This is a genomic window from Pseudomonas sp. GW821-FHT03A09 (assembly GCF_059421065.1).
This window is the reverse complement of the sequence record NZ_JBWKUX010000002.1, coordinates 121,739-142,420: the sequence shown is the minus strand read 5'-3', so window position 1 is coordinate 142,420 and position 20,682 is coordinate 121,739. Positions and strand designations below refer to the sequence as shown.

The window sequence follows — 20,682 nt, the reverse complement described above, 5'->3', positions numbered from 1 at the left end:
CTCCCACACTCGACCGCATTCTCATGCTGAAACTCGGTCAACTGTGGGAGCTGGCTTGCCTGCGAAAGCGGTCTAACAGTCAACACACATCTATCTCCCACACTCGATCGCATTCTCATGTTGGAACTCGGTTAATTGTGGGAGCTGGCTTGTCTGCGAAAGCGGTCTAACAATCAACACATACCTATCTGGTTCACCTCACGGCGCGAACGGCATGACCCGCTTGTGCTCGGTCTTGCGATAGGTCTCGCAGATGATCCTGAACGCTTCCTCACGCACCGCTTCACCGTGCAGGAACGCATCGATCTCGGCATAGGTCACGCCATGTGACGCTTCGTCTGGCTTGCCCGGCGACAGGTCTTCCAGGTCCGCCGTCGGCACCTTCTCCACCAGTGATTCGGGTGCACCAAAGTACCGAGCAATCGCCCGCACCTGGTTTTTCACCAGGCCGCTCAACGGCGCCAGGTCGCACGCGCCGTCACCGAACTTGGTGAAAAAACCCATCACCGCTTCCGCCGCGTGGTCGGTGCCGATCACCAGGCCACCGGCCGCGCCAGCGATGGTGTACTGCGCCACCATGCGCATACGCGCCTTGGTGTTGCCCAGCACGAAATCCCGGGACACCGCTGGTTTGCCTTCAAACGCCGCCACTTCATTGGCCAGGGATTTCACGGCCGGGCCGATGTTCACGGTGTGGCGCTCGTCCGGCATGATGAAGTCCACCGAGGCCGTGGCATCGATTTCGTCGAACTGGGTTTCGTACGGCAGGCGCACCGCGATAAAGCGGTAAGCCTCATCACCGGTGTTTTCACGCAGCTCTTTCACCGCACGCTGGGCCAACAGGCCTGCGGTCAGGGAGTCAACGCCGCCGCTGATGCCCAGCACCAACGTCTTGAGCCCGGAATTACGCAGGCAATCCTGGATAAAAGCCACGCGGCGAGCCACTTCGGCCTCAAGGGCGGCCTGGTCTTTGAACGGCGCTTGGACCTTGAGCTGCTGCGCAATCTCACGCTGTACGGCTTGCATGATTCACTCCTTGCTGGATAGGGCAGGTACTTTGAAAACGTGACGCAAATAGGCGACGAAATTCGGGTCGGTGCAATGGGTCTTGCCCGCCTCATCGGAGATTTTCGCCACGGGCTGGCCATTGCAGGCCGTCATTTTAAGCACGATGCTCATCGGCTCAACCCCTGGAATATCACAGGTCAGGTTGGTGCCGATGCCGAAGCTCACATTGATCCGACCGCGCAGCGCCCGAAAAATCTCCAGGGCCTTGGGCAGCGACAGACTGTCGGAGAACACCAGGGTCTTGCTCATCGGCTCGATGCCAAGCTTGTGGTAATGGGCGATGGCTTTTTCCGCCCACTGCACGGGATCGCCGGAGTCGTGGCGCAGGCCATCGAACAGCTTCGCGAAGTACAAGTCGAAGTCGCCGAGGAACGCGTCGGTGGTGATGCAATCGGTCAAGGCGATACCCAGCAAGCCACGGTACTCGCGGACCCAGCAGTCGAGCGCAGCGATCTGACTGTCGATCAGGCGGGGCCCAAGTTGCTGGTGGGCCATGATCCATTCGTGGGCCATGGTGCCCAGGGGCTTCATATCGAATTCGCGGGCCAGGTGCACGTTGCTGGTGCCGACGAAACGCCCGGGGAAGTCGTGCTTGAGCACGCTGACCACTTCTTCCTGGACCCGATACGAGAAGCGCCGGCGGGTGCCGAAGTCGGCCACTTGCAACTCCGACAGCTCGTCGCTGCTGGCGTTGGCGGTCAGCCAATCGAACTTGCGGTAGAGCTGCTCGCGAGCCTGTTCGAGGATCACGGTCTGGTAGCGGTAGCGGTTACGCACTTCGCTGACGATGGCCAGCATCGGCACTTCAAACAGGATCACATGCAGCCACGGCCCGCGCAGGCGGATAAACAACTCGCCGTTCTCGATGCCGGTTTGCACGTAACGCAGGTTGAAACGGAACAGTCCGAGAAAACGCAAAAAATCCGGCTTCATGAAGCTGATGCGCTCCAGGAAACCCAGTTGGTCCGGGCTCAGGCTCAGCTCGGCGAGGCGCTCGATCTGGTAGCGGATTTCCGCCAGATACGGGCGCAGGTCTTCGCTGTTGCGGCAACGAAACTCCCATTCAACTTCCACGTTGGGGTAGTTGTGCAGCACCGCCTGCATCATGGTCAGTTTGTAGAAGTCGGTGTCGAGCAAGTTCTGCACGATGCGATCGGCAAACACACTCTCGCTCATAACGGGAATCTCCAGACGGGCCGGCGATGGGCGCCGGCCTTTACGCACAATTAAGGAATGGCGCTAGTGGCGCATAGACCTGTGGGGTTTTGCCAGTGATTTTTTCAGTGCAGTCACTGGCCTTATCGCAGACAAGCCAGCTCCCACAGTTGAAATGCATTCCAAATGTGGGAGCTGGCTTGCCTGCGATGGCGGTATTTCAGACTCTAGATAACTTGCTCCAGCATCCACTTCACAAACTCCCTTACCTTCGGCACCTCCGCCGCATGTTCCGGATACGCCAGATAGTAGGCATCCTGGCTCGGCATTGCATGCTGCCAAGGAATCACCAGTTTGCCCTCCGCCAGTTCCTCTTCCACCAGAAAACGCGGCAGCAACGCCACACCACAGCCGACCTGCGCGGCCCGAATACACATGTAGAAGGTGTCGAAGCGCGGCCCGTGGTAACTGTGCTCGGTCTGGTAGCCCTGGCTGGCGAACCAGTCATGCCAGCCCTGGGGCCGCGAAGCATTTTGCAGCAGGACCAGATTGCTCAACTGCGTTGGGTCAGTGAGTGGCTGTACGGGCAAGCTTTCCGGCGCACAGACAGGTACAAGCTCCTCGCTGAACAGTTTCAGACTCTCGGTGCCGGGGCGTGAACCCTGGCCGAAGTAGAAGGCCATGTCGGCCTTGCCCTGCAGCAGCTCATCGGGCTCCTGTTCGTTGCACAGGTCGAGGTGGATTTGCGGGTGACGCAGCCGCCACCCCTTGAGACGCGGCACCAGCCAGCGCGCGCCGAAGGTGTAGGGCGTGGACACCCGCAACACTTCGGTCTCGCCGCCGTAGGAGCGCAGGTAATGGGTGGACATCTCCACCTGCGTGAGGATCTTGCGCACCTCCACCAGGTACAGGTCGCCGGCCGGGGTCATCTGCAAGCGCCGGCGCACGCGGCGGAACAGCAGGTGTTGCAGCAGTTCCTCCAGTTGCGCCACCTGTTTGCTCACCGCGCTTTGTGTGAGGTTCAGCTCCTCGGCGGCGCGCGTGAAGCTCAGGTGACGGGTGGCGGCTTCGAAACACTGCAGGGCGGTAATCGAGGGCAAATGTCTTTTGTTCAGCACGGTGTGCCTCTTTTTATGCTTTGCATGAATAAACGGAATGATATCTCGCCTAATCGTCGTTTGTTGGCAAGTCTTGGGCCAGCTACAAATAAGCTCTGGATCGCCGCGTCAGTGGCGGCGCGAATTTTCTGTTTGCAGATTGAAGGAGTGACCCATGGTTGCCGCATTGCTTGACCGTCTCGGGGTAAACCCGGCGCTGTACCAGTCGGGTAAACAACCCGTGCATTCGCCGATTGACGGCAGTCGCATCGGCAACGTGCACTGGGAAGGTGCCGCCGAGGTGGAGCAGCAGGTCAGTCGCGCCGAGCATGCATTCGACGCCTGGCGCAAGGTACCGGCACCGCGTCGTGGCGAGTTGGTGCGCCAGTTCGGCGATGTGTTGCGCGAATACAAGGCCGACCTGGGCGAACTGGTGTCCTGGGAAGCGGGCAAGATCACCCAGGAAGGATTGGGTGAAGTGCAAGAAATGATCGATATCTGCGACTTCGCCGTCGGCCTGTCCCGTCAGTTGTACGGCTTGACCATTGCCTCCGAGCGCCCCGGCCACCACATGCGTGAAACCTGGCATCCGCTGGGCGTGGTCGGTGTGATCAGTGCCTTCAACTTCCCTGTGGCGGTGTGGGCGTGGAACACCACCCTGGCGCTGGTGTGCGGCAACGCGGTGATCTGGAAGCCGTCGGAAAAGACCCCGCTCACTGCCCTGGCCTGCCAAGCGTTGTTCGAGCGCGTGCTGAAGAAGTTCGACGGTGCTCCCGAGTACCTCAGCCAAGTGATCATCGGCGGCCGCGACGCCGGCGCTGCGCTGGTGGATGACCCGCGCGTGGCCCTGATCAGCGCCACCGGCAGTACCCGCATGGGCCGCGAAGTGGCACCGAAAGTCGCCGCGCGCTTTGCCCGCAGCATTCTCGAACTGGGCGGCAACAACGCCATGATCCTCGGCCCGAGCGCCGACCTGGACATGGCCGTACGCGCCATCCTGTTCAGCGCCGTCGGCACTGCCGGGCAACGCTGCACCACCTTGCGTCGCCTGATCGCCCATGAGTCGGTCAAGGAAGAGATCGTCACCCGCCTCAAGGCCGCCTATTCCAAGGTGCGTATCGGCCACCCGCTGGAAGGCAACCTGATCGGCCCGCTGATCGACAAGCATGGCTTCGAGAACATGCAGGACGCCCTGGAGCAAGCCTTGAGCGAAGGCGGCAAGGTGTTCGGCGGCAAGCGCCAACTGGAAGATAAATTCCCGCATGCCTACTACGTATCGCCGGCGATTGTGGAAATGCCGGAGCAAAGCGACGTGGTGTGCACCGAGACCTTCGCGCCGATTCTGTATGTGATCGGCTACCGCGACTTCAACGAGGCCTTGCGCCTGAACAACGCCGTGCCACAAGGCTTGTCCTCGTGCATCTTCACCACCGATGTGCGTGAAGCCGAGCAGTTCATGTCGGCCGTGGGCAGTGACTGCGGTATCGCCAACGTCAACATTGGCCCGAGCGGCGCGGAAATCGGCGGCGCGTTTGGCGGTGAGAAAGAGACGGGCGGCGGCCGTGAGTCGGGTTCGGATGCATGGCGCGGGTACATGCGTCGCCAGACCAATACCGTGAACTACTCGCTGGAGTTGCCGTTGGCGCAGGGCATCACCTTCGACTGATCTCTAAATGTCGGAGTGAGATCAATGTGGGAGCTGGCTTGCCTGCGATAGCGGTGCTGACTGATACACCGCTATCGCAGGCAAGCCAGCTCCCACAGTTGATTGGGTTTGCAGTTCGGAAAAGTGGTGTGTTGGGTCTCATCGGAGTCTGGCAATGGCATTACGCGAAGCATGTTTATGGGAACAACTGACCCCCGGCCGGCCCGATCGCGCTGCGCTCAAGGGTGAGGTCAAGGTGGATGTGTGTGTGATCGGCGCCGGGATCACCGGGTTGTCCGCCGCCATTCATTTGCTGGAGCAGGGCAAAAGCGTTGCCGTGTTGGAGGCTCATCGCACCGGCCACGGCGGTTCTGGGCGCAACGTCGGGCTGGTCAACGCCGGCATGTGGATTCCCCCGGACGAGATCGAAGCCGGTTTTGGCGAGGCGGTAGGCAGCCAGCTCAACCGCATGTTGGGCGCGGCGCCGTCCCTGGTGTTCAGCCTGATCGACAAGTACAACATCGATTGTCAATTGCGCCGCGAAGGTACGTTGCACATGGCGCACAACGCCCGTGGCGAGGCGGATTTGCGCAGTCGCGAAGCACAATGGAAACGCCGTGGCGCACCCGTTGAGTTGCTCACCGGGCAGGCGTGCGAGCAAGCCACGGGCACCCAAAAGATCGCCGCCGCGCTGCTGGACCGGCGTGCCGGCACCTTGAACCCGATGGCCTACACCACGGGGTTGGCGAATGCCGCGGTTGGGCTGGGTGGGCAGTTATTTGACCACTCGCCGGTCACCCAGCTTGAGCGACAAGGTTCGTACTGGTCGGTACAGACCGCCCAGGGTTCGGTACAGGCCGCACAAGTGGTGATCGCCTCCAACGCCTATACCGAGGGCGAGTGGACCGAGCTTCGACGCAATTTCTTCCCCGGTTACTACTACCAAGTCGCCTCGGCCCCGTTGACGGACGAGGCTGCCAAGCGAATTCTGCCAGGTGGCCAAGGCTCCTGGGATACCCGCCAGGTACTGAGCAGCATTCGCCGCGATGCCGACGGTCGTTTGTTGCTCGGCAGCCTGGGCAACGGCAACCAGAAACCAACGTGGTTCCTCAAGGCGTGGGCCGATCGGGTGCAGCAGCATTACTTCCCGTACCTCAAATCGGTGCAGTGGGAATGCACCTGGACCGGCTGCATCGCCTTCACCCCCGACCACTTGATGCGCCTGTTCGAGCCCGCTCCCGGGCTGGTGGCGGTCACCGGCTATAACGGGCGTGGCGTGACCACGGGCAGCGTGGTCGGCAAGGCGTTCGCCGACTACTTGTGTCACCAGAATCCCCAGGCGCTGCCGATTCCCTTCGCACCGATGCAGCCGTTGGCCGGAGTGGGGCTGCGCAGTTGCCTCTACGAAGCTGGCTTCTCGCTGTATCACGCCGGGCAATGCCTGAGGATCGTGATCTGATCAGCGAAATACCGCTCAGAAGCCTGCATTTTCTTAGCAGGCTATTAATCTGTATTGGTGCAAGTCGTAGCAATCACGCACTGTAAATGTGCAGTTCCGTTACGCCGTTTGTTACAGCTGTAGGAACTGTCGTTTATCTATCTGGTTGCAGGTGCGACCTGCCAGGGTTGTACTTTTTTGGTTCGCTGGTTGCACCTATTCAAGCTAGACGGTTGCACGTCCTGGCAAAAGGAGTCGAAACGCCCGTAATAACAATGACACCGTGTCTTTTTGAAGAATAAAAACGTAATGGCACGCGCCTTGCTCTTGGCTTCAAGTGGAAAGTTTGAATGCAAGTTGTCGTGCCAAAAATCAAAAATATCGGAGCACCACTCATGTCCCAGACGTTTTACAAGAAAGGTTTTCTGGCCCTCGCCGTTGCAGCGGCGCTGGGTGTTTCTACGTTTGTTCAAGCTGATGTGAAGATTGGCGTGGCAGGCCCGATGACGGGCGCCAACGCGGCTTTCGGTGAGCAGTACATGAAGGGTGCCCAGGCGGCAGCCGATGTGGTTAACAAGGCCGGCGGCATCAACGGTGAGAAAATCGTGCTGGTCAAAGGCGACGATGCTTGCGAGCCAAAACAAGCGGTGGCCGTGGCCAACCGTCTGGTCGACCAGGACAAGGTGATCGGTGTGGTCGGGCACTTCTGCTCGTCGAACACCATTCCGGCGTCCGAGGTCTATAACGATGCGGGTGTGATTGCGATCACGCCTGGTTCCACCAACCCTCAAGTGACTGAGCGTGGCATGACCGCCATGTTCCGCATGTGCGGACGTGACGACCAGCAAGGTATCGTTGCCGGCGACTACATCGTCGACGTGCTCAAGGGCAAGAAGGTTGCCGTGATCAACGACAAGGACACCTACGGCAAAGGCCTGGCCGATGCTACTGCTGCCCAGTTGACCAAGCGCGGCGTCAAGCCGGTGATCGAAGAAGGCCTGACTCGTGGCGAGAAAGACTTCAGCGCCCTGGTTACCAAAATCCGTGCGGCTGGGGCTGACGTCGTGTACTTCGGCGGCCTGCATCCGGAGGCCGGTCCACTGGTTCGTCAGCTTCGTGAAGCGGGTCTCAAGGACGTCAAGTTCATGTCCGATGACGGCGTAGTGACCGACGAACTGGTTGCCACCGCTGGCGGCGCGCAATACGTCGATGGCGTGTACATGACCTTTGGCGCCGACCCGCGCCTGCTGCCAGACAGCAAAACCGTCGTGGAAGAGTTCCGCAAGAACGGCACCGAGCCGGAAGGCTACACCCTGTACGCCTACGCTTCGATCCAGGCCTTGGCCGCCGGCTTCAACGGCGCTAAATCCAACAAAGGCGAAGACGCTGCCAAGTGGCTCAAGGCTCACCCGGTGAAAACCGTGATGGGTGAAAAAGCCTGGGATGCCAAGGGCGACCTGAAAGTCTCCGACTACGTGGTTTACCAGTGGGATAAAGACGGCAAATACCATCAGCTGGAAAAACAGAAGTAATCCAGAACACCACAACTCCAATGTGGGAGGGGGCTTGCCCCCGATAGCGGTGGATCAGGTTCAGATCTGTTGACTGGTACACCGCCATCGGGGGCAAGCCCCCTCCCACAGGAGACTGTGTTGTTATTGAACTCTGTCTTTTCCTCCAGAAGCGCCGCACACCCACCGGTGTGCAGGTGCTCACCGCGTGAGATTGCGTTATGGATGGTATTTTCCTGCAGCAACTGGTCAACGGCCTGACCCTCGGGTCGGTCTATGGCCTGATCGCCATCGGCTACACAATGGTCTATGGCATCATTGGCATGATCAACTTCGCCCACGGCGAGGTTTATATGATTTCCGCTTACCTCGCGGCGATCAGTCTGGCACTGCTGGCTTACTTCGGCATCGAATCCTTCCCGCTGCTCATTCTCGGCACCTTGATCTTCACCGTGGTCGTCACTGGCGTTTACGGCTGGGTCATCGAACGTGTCGCCTACAAACCGCTGCGCAACTCCACCCGATTGGCACCGCTGATCAGCGCCATCGGCATTTCCCTGATCCTGCAGAACTACGCTCAGATCGCCCAGGGTGCCAAGCAACAAGGTATTCCCACCCTGCTGGCCGGGGCCTGGCGTGTCGATATCGGCAGCGGCTTCGTTCAGTTGACGTACACCAAGGTCTTCATTCTGGTCGCCGCTTTCGCGGGCATGGCTCTGCTGACCTACATCATCAAGTACACCAAGCTCGGCCGCATGTGCCGCGCCACCCAGCAAGACCGCAAGATGGCCTCGATCCTTGGTATCAACACCGACCGGGTAATCTCCTACGTGTTCGTCATCGGCGCCGCCATGGCTGCGTTGGCCGGCGTGCTCATCACCCTCAATTACGGCACCTTCGACTTCTATGCCGGCTTCATCATCGGCATCAAGGCATTCACCGCAGCGGTACTCGGCGGGATTGGCTCCCTGCCTGGGGCGATGCTCGGCGGGATCATCCTCGGTATCTCCGAGTCGCTGTTCTCGGGGTTGATCAACTCTGACTACAAAGACGTGTTCAGTTTCTCCCTGCTGGTGGTGATTCTGATTTTCCGTCCCCAGGGCCTGCTGGGTCGCCCACTCGTGGCTAAGGTGTGAACATGTCTGCTGCCAAATCTATCGATATCAAGAAAAGTGTGGTCGATACGGTCCTCGCCGGGCTGATTTCCCTGGTGGTGTTCGGCCCGATTGTCGGCGTGGTCCTCGACGGCTACGGCTTCAACCTGCAACCGGCCCGCGTGGCGACCCTGGTCGCCATCGTGATGGCTGGCCGGTTTGCCCTGAGCCTGTTTCTGCAAACCCCCAAGGGCCTGAAGATTCTGCAGGGCTTCGAGACCAGTGGCTCTGGCGTTCACGTGCTGGCGCCGGACTATAAGTCGCGGTTGCGCTGGATCATCCCGGCACTGATCGTGATCGCCATTGTGTTCCCGATCTTCGCCAACAAGTACCTGCTGACCGTGGTGATCCTCGGGCTGATCTACGTATTGCTCGGATTGGGCCTGAACATCGTGGTGGGTCTGGCTGGTTTGCTCGACCTGGGTTACGTGGCGTTCTACGCCATCGGCGCCTACGGTCTGGCGCTGGGTTATCAATACCTGGGCCTGGGCTTCTGGACAGTGCTGCCGCTGGCGGCCATTGCCGCCGCGTTAGCCGGATGCATCCTCGGGTTCCCGGTATTGCGAATGCACGGCGACTACCTGGCCATCGTGACCCTGGGCTTTGGTGAAATCATCCGCCTGGTGCTGAACAACTGGCTGTCGTTTACCGGCGGGCCGAACGGGATGCCGGTGCCATCGCCGACCTTCCTCGGCCTGGAGTTCGGGCGCAAGGCCAAGGACGGCGGGATTCCATTCCACGAGTTCTTCGGCATCGATTACAACCCCAACATCAAGTTCATGTTCATCTACATCGTGTTGTTCCTGGTGGTGCTGGCTGTGCTGTACATCAAGCATCGCCTGACCCGCATGCCGGTCGGTCGCGCCTGGGAAGCCTTGCGTGAAGACGAGATTGCTTGCCGTTCGATGGGCCTGAATCACGTGCTGGTCAAACTCTCGGCGTTCACTATCGGCGCCTCAACCGCAGGCTTGGCTGGGGTGTTCTTCGCCAGCTACCAAGGCTTCGTCAACCCGTCGTCGTTCACCTTCTTCGAATCGGCGCTGATCCTGGCCATCGTGGTGTTGGGCGGCATGGGCTCGACGGTGGGCGTGGTGATTGCGGCGTTCGTGTTGACCGTCGCGCCTGAGTTGTTGCGCAGCTTCTCCGAGTACCGGGTGTTGCTGTTTGGCGTGTTGATGGTGGTGATGATGATCTGGCGACCGCGCGGCCTGATTCGGATCAGCCGAACCGGTGTGACCCCACGCAAGGGGGTGGCGCCATGAGCAAGGAAATCGTGCTGTCCGTGGAACACCTGATGATGCACTTCGGTGGCATCAAGGCCTTGAGCGACGTGAGCCTCAAGGTCGAACGCAACTCGATCTTTGCCCTGATCGGTCCCAATGGCGCCGGCAAGACCACGGTGTTCAACTGCCTCACCGGTTTCTACAAAGCCAGTGGTGGCAAGATCAATCTCAACGTACGCGGCAAGCAGACCGACGTGATCCAGTTGCTCGGTGAGCGCTTTCAGCCCACCGATTTTGTTTCGCCGAAAAGCTTCCTCAGCCGGGTGTACTACAAGATGTTCGGTGGCACCCACTTGGTGAACCGTGCAGGCCTGGCGCGGACCTTCCAGAACATTCGCCTGTTCAAGGAAATGTCGGTGGTGGAAAACCTGCTGGTGGCCCAGCACATGTGGGTCAACCGCAACATGCTCTCGGGCATCCTCAACACCAAGGGCTACCGCAAGGCCGAAAGCGACGCACTGGACCACGCGTTCTACTGGCTCGAAGTGGTGGACCTGGTGGACTGCGCCAACCGCCTGGCCGGCGAACTCTCCTACGGCCAGCAGCGCCGCCTGGAAATCGCCCGCGCCATGTGCACCCGTCCGCAGATCATCTGTCTGGACGAGCCGGCAGCCGGCCTCAACCCCCAGGAAACCGAAGCGCTCAGCGCGATGATTCGTCTGTTGCGCGACGAACACGACCTCACGGTGGTGCTGATCGAACACGACATGGGCATGGTGATGAGTATTTCCGACCACATCGTGGTGCTGGACCACGGCAACGTCATTGCCGAAGGCGGGCCGGACGCGATCCGTAACGACCCGAAAGTGATTGCTGCCTACCTGGGCGCGGACGAAGAGGAGCTGGTATGAGCGGACCTATCCTCGAAATGAAGGAGCTGGACGTGTTTTATGGCCCGATCCAGGCCCTGAAGAAAGTCTCGCTGCACATCAACGAAGGTGAAACTGTCAGCCTGATCGGCTCCAACGGCGCGGGTAAATCCACGTTGCTGATGTCGATTTTTGGTCAGCCACGGGCCGAGTCGGGGCAGATCATCTACAACGGCGTCGACATCACGCACAAATCGTCCCACTACATCGCTTCCAACGGTATTGCGCAGTCGCCGGAAGGGCGGCGGGTGTTCCCCGACATGACCGTCGAGGAAAACCTGTTGATGGGCACTATCCCCATCGGTGACAAGTACGCCCAGGAAGACATGCAGCGCATGTTCGAGCTGTTCCCCCGGCTCAAGGAGCGGCGTACTCAACGCGCGATGACCATGTCCGGTGGTGAACAACAGATGCTCGCCATCGCCCGTGCACTGATGAGCCGGCCCAAGTTGTTGCTGCTCGATGAGCCGAGCCTGGGCCTGGCGCCGATTGTGGTGAAACAGATTTTCGCCACCTTGCGTGAACTGGCGGCCACCGGGATGACCATCTTCCTGGTGGAGCAGAACGCCAACCACGCGCTGCGTTTGTCGGATCGGGCGTATGTGATGGTTAACGGTGAGATTCGTCTGACGGGCACCGGCAAGGAATTGCTGGTGAATGAAGAGGTGCGCAACGCCTACCTCGGCGGGCACTGATCTAAAGCTCGACGCAAAACCCCTGTGGGAGCCCGCTTTGTGTGGGAGCTGGCTTGCCTGCGATGCAGAAACCTCGGTCTATCTGGTGAACCGAGGCGATGCTATCGCAGGCAAGCCAGCTCTCACAAAGAGCGGCTCCCACATTTGTTTTTGTGGTGTCCATAGGACTGGAGCTAAATTGTGGAAAACAAATCTAGCTACCTTCCAAAGCGCGACATATAGCCGCCGCAAATCCCTGTTTTGTCACAGTTTTGACTTGTCCCCATCCGCTGTGGAACCGGCTGTGGGTAACGTGGGAGTAGCTGGCTGAAAGCCTTTAACCGCGTGGCCTACAGAGCGGAGGTTGTTTTTTGATCAGCCACTTTTTGGCGCCCGACCAGGGAGTTTGTCAACCTGTTTAAAGACACAGGTATATGACGGGTTCATGTCGGTTCAGCCTGTGGATAAGTCTGTGATTAAACTCTGGAAAGACTGCCGCAGAGGCCGGAATGACTGGCCTGGAGCCATCGTTCGGATTTCGCCTCGTCGTTTGGGTCTACATACGGCCCTGCCCAGGTCAAGCAAAAAACTTTCTGAAAACCCCTGGAGCCCTTGTATAGAGCGGCCTGAGCTGTTTTGCACTTGCCCCCAAAGACTGTGGGTGCAGTTGTGGATAACCTGCGCGCATATGGCTGCAGGCCACGGTCCGTATGGTGTTGCGCTATGTGGTTAAAAAGTGAACAGCTGTAGGTGAAGTTGTGTGCTTAACAGTTGCCGCCACCTCGGTGTAAGGGCATTCTGCTGGCTGCTTTTTTTCCCGATGCCCGCAAGGAGAACACCATGTCCGACACGCTGTTTATTACTGGCGCAACTTCAGGTTTCGGCGAAGCCTGTGCCCGTCGTTTTGCCGAAGCCGGCTGGAAACTGGTGCTCACCGGCCGTCGTGCCGACCGCTTGAATGCCTTGGTCGAAGAGCTTTCCAAGCAGACCGAAGTGCATGGCCTGGTCGTGGACGTGCGTGATCGCAAGGGGATGGAAGACGCCATCGCCAATCTGCCGCCGTCGTTCGCCAAGCTGCGTGGGTTGATCAACAACGCCGGCCTGGCCGTGGGCACCGACCCGGCGCCCAAGTGCAATCTCGACGATTGGGAAACCATGGTCGATACCAATATCAAGGGCCTGCTGACCACCACCAACCTGCTGCTGCCGCGTCTGATCGCTCACGGTCGGGGTGCCGGTATCATCAACCTGGGCTCCATCGCCGGCAACTACCCGTACCCGGGCAGCCATGTCTATGGTGGTTCCAAGGCGTTCGTTAAGCAGTTCTCGCTGAACCTGCGTTGCGATCTGCAAGGTACTGGCGTGCGCGTGACCAACATCGAGCCGGGCCTGTGTGAGAGCGAGTTCTCGCTGGTGCGCTTTGGCGGCGACCAGGCGCGTTATGACGCGACCTATGCCGGTGCCGAACCGATCCAGCCGCAGGACATTGCCGATACGATCTTCTGGGTCATGAACACGCCGGCACATGTGAACATCAACCGCCTGGAGCTGATGCCGGTGAGCCAGACTTGGGCTGGGTTTGCCATCGAGCGCGGCGCCAAGTAAGGCTTTAAACCGCGCCGCGCCCATCGCAGGCAAGCCAGCTCCCACATTTGATCGGGTTCATACAGATTGATTGTTGAACACATTCAAGTGTGGGAGCTGGCTTGTCGGGTCGCCGCATCGCTGCGATGGCGGCAAATCGGCCAAAACACGACATAAGGTACACTCCACTCCTGAAAACCCCACCGCACCCAGCGGTTTAAAGGTTTTGACGGGAGGAAATGTGAGTAACCGAGGTGAGCAGGCACTGCTCAAACAATCGACCATCCTGATGTTCGCCGTGGCGATCGCCGGGATTGTCACGGGCGTGGTTTCTGGCGCCCAATCCATTCTGTTCGACGGCTTTTTCTCGCTGATCGCCACCGCCATCAAGGTGTTGATGCTGATCACGGCCAAGCTGATCGCCAAGAAAAGCAACGAGCGCTTCCAGTTCGGCTACTGGCACCTGGAGCCCATGGTGCTGCTGATCGAAGGCAGTTTCCTGCTGCTGATCGCCATCTACGCGTTTCTCAACGGTGTGTTCGGCATCATCAATGGCGGACGTGAGATCGAGTTGGGGCTGGTGATCATTTATGCGGCGGTGTTTACCGTTGTCGAATTCGCCTACTTCTTCTACGTGCGTTATCGCAATCGCACGTTGAAATCCTCACTGATCCAGTTCGACAACATCAGCTGGCTGGTGGACGCGATGCTGTCGGTGGGTTTGCTGATCAGCTTTCTCGCCGCTCTGTTGCTCAAGTCCCAGGGCTATGGCGAGTGGGCGGTGTATGTCGACCCGCTGATCCTGATCCTGCTGGCCCTGAGCATGCTGGCCCCGGCCCTGAAGATCCTGCGCCCGGCGCTGCGCGAGGTGCTGGGGATTGCACCGGACCAGTTGGACGACAAAGTGCGTGAAGTGATGGACGCGGCCCAGGCCAAGCATGGTTTCGACGACTACGTGTCCTACGTGCAAAAGCACGGGCGCGCACGGTTTATCGAGATTCATGTGGTGCTTCCGGCGGATTACCCGGTGGATAACATCGCAACCCTCGACCGACTGCGTGAAGAGATATCCACAGGGCTCGGCACGCCGGATGCGGCGCGCTGGCTGACGATCAGTTTTACCGCGGATCGTAAGTGGATCGCGTGAGGTCAGTCAGGCCGAGTCGTCTGCATCGGGGGCTTGCCCCCGATGAGGCCCTAGAGGTCAGCCGAGATGCTGGCCCAGGCCCTGGTAGCAGGTTGCCAAATGATAAGGCGTGGTCGATGGCATATCCCGTCGGCTCACCTTGCCTTGTGCATCCAGGCATTCATGCCAGCCCTTCTCATGCAAGAAGTGCTGTTGCAGCGCCAGCAACTGGCGCTGCAACACCGCCTCACTGCCAGGCCGCAAGGTCAGTGCCCGCAGATATTCAGCCTGGGCCCAGATCCGCTGAGTGCCATCGCGCACGCTGCCGTCGAGGGCGAGCATGCCGCTGACCGCACCGGTCAACTTATCCACACCCTTGAGTTCGGCGTAGGCAAATGCCTGCGTCAATGACGCATGCAGCGGCGTGCCGCGCAGGATTTCTGAAGATTCCAGCAAAAAGAACCACTCGAACTGATGCCCGGGCTCAAACCAGTTATCCACAGCGCCCAGCGGTTTTTCCATCATCACGCCATGCTGGCGGTCGATGAAGCGCTTCTGCATGGCGGTCGCCAAGTCCAGCAGCGCGTCTTGGGTGATGGTGTCTTCACGCACGGCCAGGGTGGCGAGGAAGCCTTCGGCGAGGTGCATCAGCGGGTTTTGCAACGGGCCTGACTTGAGGGATGACCAGTTGCGTTCCAGGACCGCGTCGTACAGGCCGTCGCCGGTAGCGAAGCGTTCGGCGACCACAGCCAGGGCTGCATCCAGTACCGATTCCACCAACGGCTCGCGCACCTTGGCCCAGTAGTGGGCGCAGGCAAAGATGATGAAGGCGTGGGTGTACAGGTCTTTGCGCTTGTCCAGCGGCTTGCCGGCCGGGTCGATGCTGTAGAACCAGCCGCCGTGCTCAGCATCATGGAAATGCCGTTGCAGGGAGCGGAACAGCGCCGCCGCGCGCTCTTCGGCGAAGGCGGCGCCAGGCTCACCGATCAGGCTGGCGAACAGGTACAACTGCCGGGCGCAAGCCATGGCGCGGTAGCGTTGCGGGGGCAGTGGCCGGTGATCGGCGTCCAGCGCCTCGTAGGGCAGTGCCAACTCGGCATTCCAACCCGGGCCTTGCCAGAGCGGCACGATCAGGTTGTGGAAGTGTGTGAGCACGGTGTTCAAGGAGGGTTGGGAAGCGCTGGGCATTGGCTGGCGTCGTCACGGCAGGGGTGTAGGCGCGCATGGTAGCAGGCTTGGGTTCGGTGGTGTCTGCTAGACCGCTATCGGGGGCAAGCCCCCTCCCACATTTTTGATCTGCAAACACGATCAAGTGTGGGAGCTGGCTTGCCTGCGATGAGGCCCTCACAAGCGCTGCAAATCAGCCGGCGAGCAACCAGACCCCAGTCGCCGCCGAAGCCGCCCCGGCAATCCGCACCAACGGCGCCGCCGCAGCCGGCAGGAAGCGCACCACCGCATAACCGGCAGCGTGCAGTGCAGCAGTCGCCCCCACAAACCCTGCGGCATACGCCCAAGGATTGGACATGTCCGGCAGCTCCAAACCATGGGCCACACCGTGGAACAGCGCGAACAACGCCGTCGCGCCTACCGCGACGATCAACGGTGGCCGTACCGCCAGGGCCACTGCCAGGCCCAGGGCCAATACGGAGGCGGCAATCCCGCTTTCCATCGCCGGCAATTGCATCCCTTCAAAACCGAGTACACCGCCGATCAACATGGTACCGACGAAGGTGCAGGGCAACGCCCAACGGGCAGCGCCTTTTTGTTGGGCGGCCCACAAACCGACGGCAACCATCGCCAGCAGATGGTCGATCCCGCTCAGAGGGTGACTGATACCGGCTACCAGACCGTTATCGCCATGGCCCGGATGCGCGAAGGCCAGGGCAGGGGCGAGCAACAGGGTAGCGGCTGCGAAGAGTTTCTTGAGGCTCATGGACAGGTTCCTTATGGGTTGATCAGGCGGCGGTCAGCAAGCCCTGGCGTTCGATAAAGGCGACGATGTCATCCAGTCCGACGCCGGTTTTCTGGTTGCTGAACACAAAGGGTTTGCCATTGCGCATGCGCGTCGTATCGCTGTTCATCAGCTCCAGCGACGCGCCCACCAGCGGGGCGAGGTCGATCTTGTTGATCACCAGCAGGTCGGATTTGCAGATGCCTGGCCCGCCTTTGCGCGGCAGCTTGTCGCCGGCGGACACATCGATCACATAGATGGTCAGGTCCGACAGCTCGGGGCTGAACGTCGCTGAGAGGTTGTCGCCGCCGGACTCCACCAGGATCAGGTCCAGGCCGGGAAAACGACGATTGAGCTGGTCGACCGCCTCCAGGTTGATCGAGGCATCTTCACGAATCGCCGTATGCGGGCAACCGCCGGTCTCCACGCCGATGATGCGCTCCGGCGCCAAGGCCTGATTACGCACCAGGAAGTCGGCGTCTTCGCGGGTATAGATGTCATTGGTGACCACCGCCAGGTTGTAGCGATCACGCAATGCGAGGCACAGGGCCAGGGTCAGGGCTGTCTTGCCGGAGCCCACCGGGCCGCCGATGCCGACCCGTAGAGGTTGTGTGTTCATATGCTTCTCCAAAATAAACAGCTCCTAGGAACGGAACAGGCGGCTGTACTGGCGCTCGTGGGCCATGCACGCCAAGGACAGGCCGAACGCGGCACTGCCCAAGTGATTAGGTTCGATGCGGCTGGCATCCTGCTGGGCTTGTTGCAGCAGCGGCAGCAGTTCGCTGGTCAGGCGTTGGGCGGCCTGCTGGCCCAGGGGCAGGGTTTTCATCAGTACGGCCAATTGGTTTTCCAGCCAGCTCCACAGCCAGGCGGCGAGGGCGTCGCCGGGGCTGATGTTCCAGGCGCGTGCTGCCAGCGCCCATCCCAGGGCGAGATGGGGTTCGGCGCACGGTTCAAGAAAAGCGCGGGCTGCATCGTCCAATTCGGGAAGGCCGTTGAGCAGTTGCTGCAGGGAGTAGCCCATCTGCCGGCTTTCCTGGTACAGCTCACGGGTCTCACGGCTGGCGCGGTGTTCTTCGCACAATTGCATGAGGCGTTGCCAATCCTGTTCCGCAGCGGCGTTGCAATGGGCAAGCAGTAGCGGCGCTTCGAAGCGGGCGAGGTTGAGCAGCAACTGGTCACTGATCCAGCATCGGGCGCTGGCTGCATCCTTGACACGGCCATTCTCCACGGCCATTTCCAGGCCCTGGGAATAGCTGTAGCCGCCAATCGGCAATTGCGGACTGGCCAGGCGCAACAGTGCCCAGGCTGGGTTCATAGACGCACGCCGAACTGGTGCAGCTTGGGCGGATAGTTGAAATCTTCGTCGCCATGGCGCGAATGGTGGTGGCCGCCGCCGTAGGCGCCATGTTCCGGTTGGAACGGCGCCTCGATGGTTTCGGCCTTGGCACCCAGCTGTTCGAGCATGGCCTTGAGCACATAGTCATCGAGCAGGCGCAGCCAGCCGTCCCCGACTTGCAGGGCCACATGACGGTTGCCCAGGTGATAGGCCGCTCGGGTCAGTTCATAGGCATTGCTGCAAGTGACATGCAGCAGTTGTTCAGGACGAGCGCGGACGTGTACGACACGTCCGTCTTCAGCTTGTAGGCATTCGCCATCGTGCAACGGTGGCTGCCCGCGCTCCAAAAACAAACCGACATCTTCACCATCGGTACTGAAACAGCGCAGGCGGCTTTTGCTGCGGGCTTCGAAATTCAGCAGCAATTCAGCATCCCAGAGGGCCTGCGGGGCTATTCGGCGGTGGATCACCAGCATCAGAAGGCTTCCAGCTATGAGCGATGAGAGAGCTAGAGCAAGGGGCTTGCCAATCAGGTGCAGAGTAGGAATTCCCTGTCGGTACGCCCCGATGTGCCACTGCGTAGGGCATCAATTTGTTAATTGGTGTTTCAAATTGGTGCGCTTATGGATTTATGGCACTGGTTTTGGGCATTTTCGTTGAGTTGGAATGCGGGGCGGATGAAATTTCTTTCATCTAGCGGCACCTGATGTTTCGGATATTTCCTACGCGTCTTGGGGATTCACCTTGCATGGTTGTACTTGCTGAGTCATTAGGATGTGCGCCCGGTTTTATCGACAGCGGCGTTCATCATGTTCAGGTTATGGTTGTGTTTATTTATTTTCGGCATGTGGTTTGTCATGCCATCGGCTTCGGCCAACTTTCAATCCCGGGCGGCCTTCAGCCCAGCACCGCGGGCTCCGATCGGTGATGTTGTGGACCGTGCCCATGCATTGTTGGGCACGCCTTATCGGTGGGGAGGTACGTCAGTGGAGCAGGGCTTCGATTGCAGCAGTCTTCTGGTCTACTTGTTCAAGACCCAAGCGAACATTCAATTGCCGCGCACGACCGCTGCGATGCAGCGTTCGTCCGCCGCCACGATCAAGCGTGCGGCCCTCAAGCCTGGCGATGCGGTGTTTTTCAAAGGCAATGGGCGTGGGCAAGTGAGCCATGTGGGGCTGTATATCGGTGGAGGCAAATTTATCCATTCCCCGCGAACAGGCAAGAGCGTACGCATTGACTCGTTGAGCAATAGCTACTGGAACAAGAACTACACCACCGCCAAACGGTTTCACCGCGCAGGCTGATCGTGTTACTCCGTGCTGCCCAGGCCTTGCCAGTGCTTGAGGCCGATAAAGATAAAGCGCAATTGCTGGGTGATTTTCGCCTGGGGCGTGAGGTGCGTAGGCAGTGCCTGGGCGGGCGGGTCAATGATGTCGGGCAGGGTGGCGAACACACTTTTGACGATCAGGTCGGCCATCACATGCAAGCCTTCGGCATCCAGGTGTTGCAGCTTGGGCATCAGCGTGAGGTCTGCCGCCAGGTCGCGGGTGATGTCTTCGCGCAGTGCGCCGATGGCCTGACGCACGGCCAGGCAACCACCGTATTGCTCACGAGCCAGGAAGAGGAATTGCGAGCGATTGGCCGAGACCACATCCAAAAAGATCCGCACCGAGGCATCGATAATGCCGCCCATCACGAATTCGTTGTGGCGCACCAGGCGAATCGTGGCGCGGAAGGTCTGGCCGACTTCACTCACCAACACCAGCCCAAGTTGGTCCATATCGGCAAAGTGGCGGTAGAAACCGGTGGGCACGATACCCGCCGTCTTGGCCACTTCCCGCAGACTCAGGCTGCCAAACCCTCGGCCACACTCCATCAGATGGCGGGCTGCGTCCATCAGGGCGAGGCGGGTTTGTTGCTTCTGTTCGGCGCGGGGCAGCATGGGCGGGTGGGCTTAGTCGGCAAGTACAGCGACGCACTCTAGCAAAACCGCTTTGCTGGCGTCGAACTTGGCGGGGGCAATGCGTGACACGGTCTATATAAAAGCAAAAGCCCGATCGGCTGATCGGGCTTTTTTCTGGGCCACCACGGGCTTAGCTCTGTGCTTGATGCAGTTCTTGCAGGCGATCTGCACCACCTTCAGCAACGCCATCGGTGTAAGCGCGTTTGTTGGCTTGTTCAGCACCGCCTTCTACCAGACCTTTCTCTTGCAGGCGATCGTAGCCACTTTCAGCAACGCCTTCGGTGTAGGCGCGTTTGTTGGCCTGTTCCGAACCATTTTCAGCAACAGCGCCTTTGGCGTAGTCGCGGTTTTCTTCTTCTTGCGAACCGCTGCGAGCCAGGGTTTGGCTGGATTGCACGGCTTGGGCTTTGTTCTGTGGGGTGGCTTGTTCGGCGGCTGGCAAGGCAAAAGCACTGGAAGCCAGGACGGACAGCAGCACGGTAGCGAGTATTTGGCGTTTCATGAGGGTTGCTCCTTGGGAGGGCGAAAAAGTGGGTACAGGGCTAATGCTACTCTTGATAAGTCGATATAAAAGTTCATAAACACAATGGTAATAATCAACAGAATTGATTGTTCCGTGCGGAGGCTCTAACTCGCGCCTCTCAAGCCCGCGGTTTTGCACTGCGGTGGGTATTTTCGACACGAACCCGGGTAACAATGGTGCGTCGTCGATGATCGAAGCTGTCTGTTCGATCAGGAAAATGGCTTTTTGCGACTAAAACCGCAGATCGGTTAAACCCCCAGGCGGTTTGCCAGTCACAGCTTTATAAGCTGCTCTAAAGGAGT

20 protein-coding genes are annotated in these 20,682 nt (G+C 59.7%); 10 read left to right on the top strand and 10 right to left on the bottom strand.

The features are described from left to right. Positions 1-198: 198 nt before the first annotated feature. The 3 genes from nadE to AC07V4_RS03455 form a co-directional block, all read right to left on the bottom strand. On the bottom strand, positions 199-1,026 hold the full coding sequence (gene nadE / locus AC07V4_RS03465) for an NAD(+) synthase (protein ID WP_492637286.1): 828 nt from the start codon (positions 1,024-1,026) through the stop codon (positions 199-201). A 3-nt stretch (positions 1,027-1,029) separates the two neighbouring features. Beyond that, positions 1,030-2,244: a nicotinate phosphoribosyltransferase gene (pncB, locus tag AC07V4_RS03460; RefSeq protein ID WP_065900159.1), complete on the bottom strand. Its 1,215-nt coding sequence runs from the start codon at positions 2,242-2,244 to the stop codon at positions 1,030-1,032. A gap of 206 nt (positions 2,245-2,450) precedes the next feature. Next, positions 2,451-3,341, bottom strand: a complete 891-nt coding sequence (locus tag AC07V4_RS03455; protein ID WP_492637285.1) for a LysR family transcriptional regulator — start codon at positions 3,339-3,341, stop codon at positions 2,451-2,453. A 154-nt stretch (positions 3,342-3,495) separates the two neighbouring features. On the opposite strand from AC07V4_RS03455, the gene amaB reads away from it, so the two are divergent. From amaB to AC07V4_RS03410, 9 genes are all read left to right on the top strand, one after another. After that, positions 3,496-4,986 (top strand): L-piperidine-6-carboxylate dehydrogenase, encoded by a 1,491-nt coding sequence (gene amaB / locus AC07V4_RS03450; RefSeq protein WP_431752232.1) that lies wholly within the window; start codon positions 3,496-3,498, stop codon positions 4,984-4,986. 154 nt (positions 4,987-5,140) lie between these two features. Next, entirely contained in the window at positions 5,141-6,424 is a 1,284-nt protein-coding gene (gene amaA / locus AC07V4_RS03445; RefSeq protein WP_431750888.1) for an L-pipecolate oxidase, read from the top strand. A 374-nt stretch (positions 6,425-6,798) separates the two neighbouring features. Next, positions 6,799-7,935 (top strand): branched-chain amino acid ABC transporter substrate-binding protein, encoded by a 1,137-nt coding sequence (locus tag AC07V4_RS03440; protein ID WP_492637284.1) that lies wholly within the window; start codon positions 6,799-6,801, stop codon positions 7,933-7,935. 200 nt (positions 7,936-8,135) lie between these two features. After that, a complete protein-coding gene (locus AC07V4_RS03435) occupies positions 8,136-9,050 on the top strand; it encodes an ABC transporter permease subunit (RefSeq protein ID WP_003236186.1) in 915 nt (304 codons plus the stop codon). A gap of 2 nt (positions 9,051-9,052) precedes the next feature. Beyond that, positions 9,053-10,330 carry a high-affinity branched-chain amino acid ABC transporter permease LivM gene (gene livM, locus AC07V4_RS03430; RefSeq protein WP_492637283.1) on the top strand — a complete coding sequence of 426 codons (1,278 nt, stop codon included), beginning with the start codon at positions 9,053-9,055 and terminating at the stop codon, positions 10,328-10,330. Then, a complete protein-coding gene (locus tag AC07V4_RS03425; protein ID WP_492637282.1) occupies positions 10,327-11,202 on the top strand; it encodes an ABC transporter ATP-binding protein in 876 nt (291 codons plus the stop codon). Before livM ends, AC07V4_RS03425 begins: the two co-directional genes overlap by 4 nt. Beyond that, a complete protein-coding gene (locus tag AC07V4_RS03420; RefSeq protein ID WP_431753241.1) occupies positions 11,199-11,915 on the top strand; it encodes an ABC transporter ATP-binding protein in 717 nt (238 codons plus the stop codon). Before AC07V4_RS03425 ends, AC07V4_RS03420 begins: the two co-directional genes overlap by 4 nt. Before the next feature lie 819 nt (positions 11,916-12,734). After that, entirely contained in the window at positions 12,735-13,499 is a 765-nt protein-coding gene (locus AC07V4_RS03415; RefSeq protein ID WP_177058921.1) for an SDR family oxidoreductase, read from the top strand. A 220-nt stretch (positions 13,500-13,719) separates the two neighbouring features. Further along, the gene (locus tag AC07V4_RS03410; protein ID WP_431752929.1) at positions 13,720-14,625 is read left to right on the top strand and encodes a cation diffusion facilitator family transporter; all 906 of its coding nucleotides are present in this window, start codon (positions 13,720-13,722) and stop codon (positions 14,623-14,625) included. Positions 14,626-14,682: 57 nt separating this feature from the next. On the opposite strand, the gene AC07V4_RS03405 is transcribed toward AC07V4_RS03410, so the two are convergent. The 5 genes from AC07V4_RS03405 to ureE all read right to left on the bottom strand — a co-directional run bounded on the left by AC07V4_RS03405 (position 14,683) and on the right by ureE (position 18,370). Next, a complete protein-coding gene (locus tag AC07V4_RS03405; protein WP_492637281.1) occupies positions 14,683-15,792 on the bottom strand; it encodes an AGE family epimerase/isomerase in 1,110 nt (369 codons plus the stop codon). 172 nt (positions 15,793-15,964) lie between these two features. Beyond that, positions 15,965-16,537 (bottom strand): HupE/UreJ family protein, encoded by a 573-nt coding sequence (locus AC07V4_RS03400; protein WP_492637280.1) that lies wholly within the window; start codon positions 16,535-16,537, stop codon positions 15,965-15,967. Positions 16,538-16,559: 22 nt separating this feature from the next. After that, positions 16,560-17,174 carry an urease accessory protein UreG gene (ureG, locus tag AC07V4_RS03395; protein WP_016972570.1) on the bottom strand — a complete coding sequence of 205 codons (615 nt, stop codon included), beginning with the start codon at positions 17,172-17,174 and terminating at the stop codon, positions 16,560-16,562. Positions 17,175-17,198: 24 nt separating this feature from the next. Further along, positions 17,199-17,873: an urease accessory protein UreF gene (locus AC07V4_RS03390; protein WP_492637279.1), complete on the bottom strand. Its 675-nt coding sequence runs from the start codon at positions 17,871-17,873 to the stop codon at positions 17,199-17,201. Further along, positions 17,870-18,370 carry an urease accessory protein UreE gene (gene ureE, locus AC07V4_RS03385; RefSeq protein WP_492637278.1) on the bottom strand — a complete coding sequence of 167 codons (501 nt, stop codon included), beginning with the start codon at positions 18,368-18,370 and terminating at the stop codon, positions 17,870-17,872. Before ureE ends, AC07V4_RS03390 begins: the two co-directional genes overlap by 4 nt. Before the next feature lie 333 nt (positions 18,371-18,703). On the opposite strand from ureE, the gene AC07V4_RS03380 reads away from it, so the two are divergent. Beyond that, positions 18,704-19,198, top strand: coding sequence for a C40 family peptidase (locus AC07V4_RS03380; protein WP_492637277.1), 495 nt, complete (start codon positions 18,704-18,706; stop codon positions 19,196-19,198). A 5-nt stretch (positions 19,199-19,203) separates the two neighbouring features. On the opposite strand, the gene AC07V4_RS03375 is transcribed toward AC07V4_RS03380, so the two are convergent. Together AC07V4_RS03375 and AC07V4_RS03370 are read right to left on the bottom strand one after the other, a co-directional pair. Then, positions 19,204-19,836: a TetR family transcriptional regulator gene (locus AC07V4_RS03375; protein WP_492637276.1), complete on the bottom strand. Its 633-nt coding sequence runs from the start codon at positions 19,834-19,836 to the stop codon at positions 19,204-19,206. A 151-nt stretch (positions 19,837-19,987) separates the two neighbouring features. Continuing rightward, positions 19,988-20,359: a hypothetical protein gene (locus AC07V4_RS03370; RefSeq protein ID WP_492637275.1), complete on the bottom strand. Its 372-nt coding sequence runs from the start codon at positions 20,357-20,359 to the stop codon at positions 19,988-19,990. Between the last annotated feature and the right edge of the window lie 323 nt (positions 20,360-20,682).

Coding starts and splice junctions, on each gene's coding strand:
- AC07V4_RS03370 (WP_492637275.1), bottom strand. CDS start 20,359: ATGAAACGCCAAATACTCGCTACCGTGCTGCTGTCCGTCCTGGCTTCC.
- ureE (WP_492637278.1), bottom strand. CDS start 18,370: ATGCTGGTGATCCACCGCCGAATAGCCCCGCAGGCCCTCTGGGATGCT.
- AC07V4_RS03405 (WP_492637281.1), bottom strand. CDS start 15,792: ATGCCCAGCGCTTCCCAACCCTCCTTGAACACCGTGCTCACACACTTC.
- livM (WP_492637283.1), top strand. CDS start 9,053: ATGTCTGCTGCCAAATCTATCGATATCAAGAAAAGTGTGGTCGATACG.
- pncB (WP_065900159.1), bottom strand. CDS start 2,244: ATGAGCGAGAGTGTGTTTGCCGATCGCATCGTGCAGAACTTGCTCGAC.
- AC07V4_RS03420 (WP_431753241.1), top strand. CDS start 11,199: ATGAGCGGACCTATCCTCGAAATGAAGGAGCTGGACGTGTTTTATGGC.
- amaA (WP_431750888.1), top strand. CDS start 5,141: ATGGCATTACGCGAAGCATGTTTATGGGAACAACTGACCCCCGGCCGG.
- AC07V4_RS03380 (WP_492637277.1), top strand. CDS start 18,704: ATGTTCAGGTTATGGTTGTGTTTATTTATTTTCGGCATGTGGTTTGTC.
- amaB (WP_431752232.1), top strand. CDS start 3,496: ATGGTTGCCGCATTGCTTGACCGTCTCGGGGTAAACCCGGCGCTGTAC.
- AC07V4_RS03400 (WP_492637280.1), bottom strand. CDS start 16,537: ATGAGCCTCAAGAAACTCTTCGCAGCCGCTACCCTGTTGCTCGCCCCT.
- AC07V4_RS03375 (WP_492637276.1), bottom strand. CDS start 19,836: ATGCTGCCCCGCGCCGAACAGAAGCAACAAACCCGCCTCGCCCTGATG.
- ureG (WP_016972570.1), bottom strand. CDS start 17,174: ATGAACACACAACCTCTACGGGTCGGCATCGGCGGCCCGGTGGGCTCC.
- AC07V4_RS03415 (WP_177058921.1), top strand. CDS start 12,735: ATGTCCGACACGCTGTTTATTACTGGCGCAACTTCAGGTTTCGGCGAA.
- nadE (WP_492637286.1), bottom strand. CDS start 1,026: ATGCAAGCCGTACAGCGTGAGATTGCGCAGCAGCTCAAGGTCCAAGCG.
- AC07V4_RS03425 (WP_492637282.1), top strand. CDS start 10,327: ATGAGCAAGGAAATCGTGCTGTCCGTGGAACACCTGATGATGCACTTC.
- AC07V4_RS03435 (WP_003236186.1), top strand. CDS start 8,136: ATGGATGGTATTTTCCTGCAGCAACTGGTCAACGGCCTGACCCTCGGG.
- AC07V4_RS03390 (WP_492637279.1), bottom strand. CDS start 17,873: ATGAACCCAGCCTGGGCACTGTTGCGCCTGGCCAGTCCGCAATTGCCG.
- AC07V4_RS03440 (WP_492637284.1), top strand. CDS start 6,799: ATGTCCCAGACGTTTTACAAGAAAGGTTTTCTGGCCCTCGCCGTTGCA.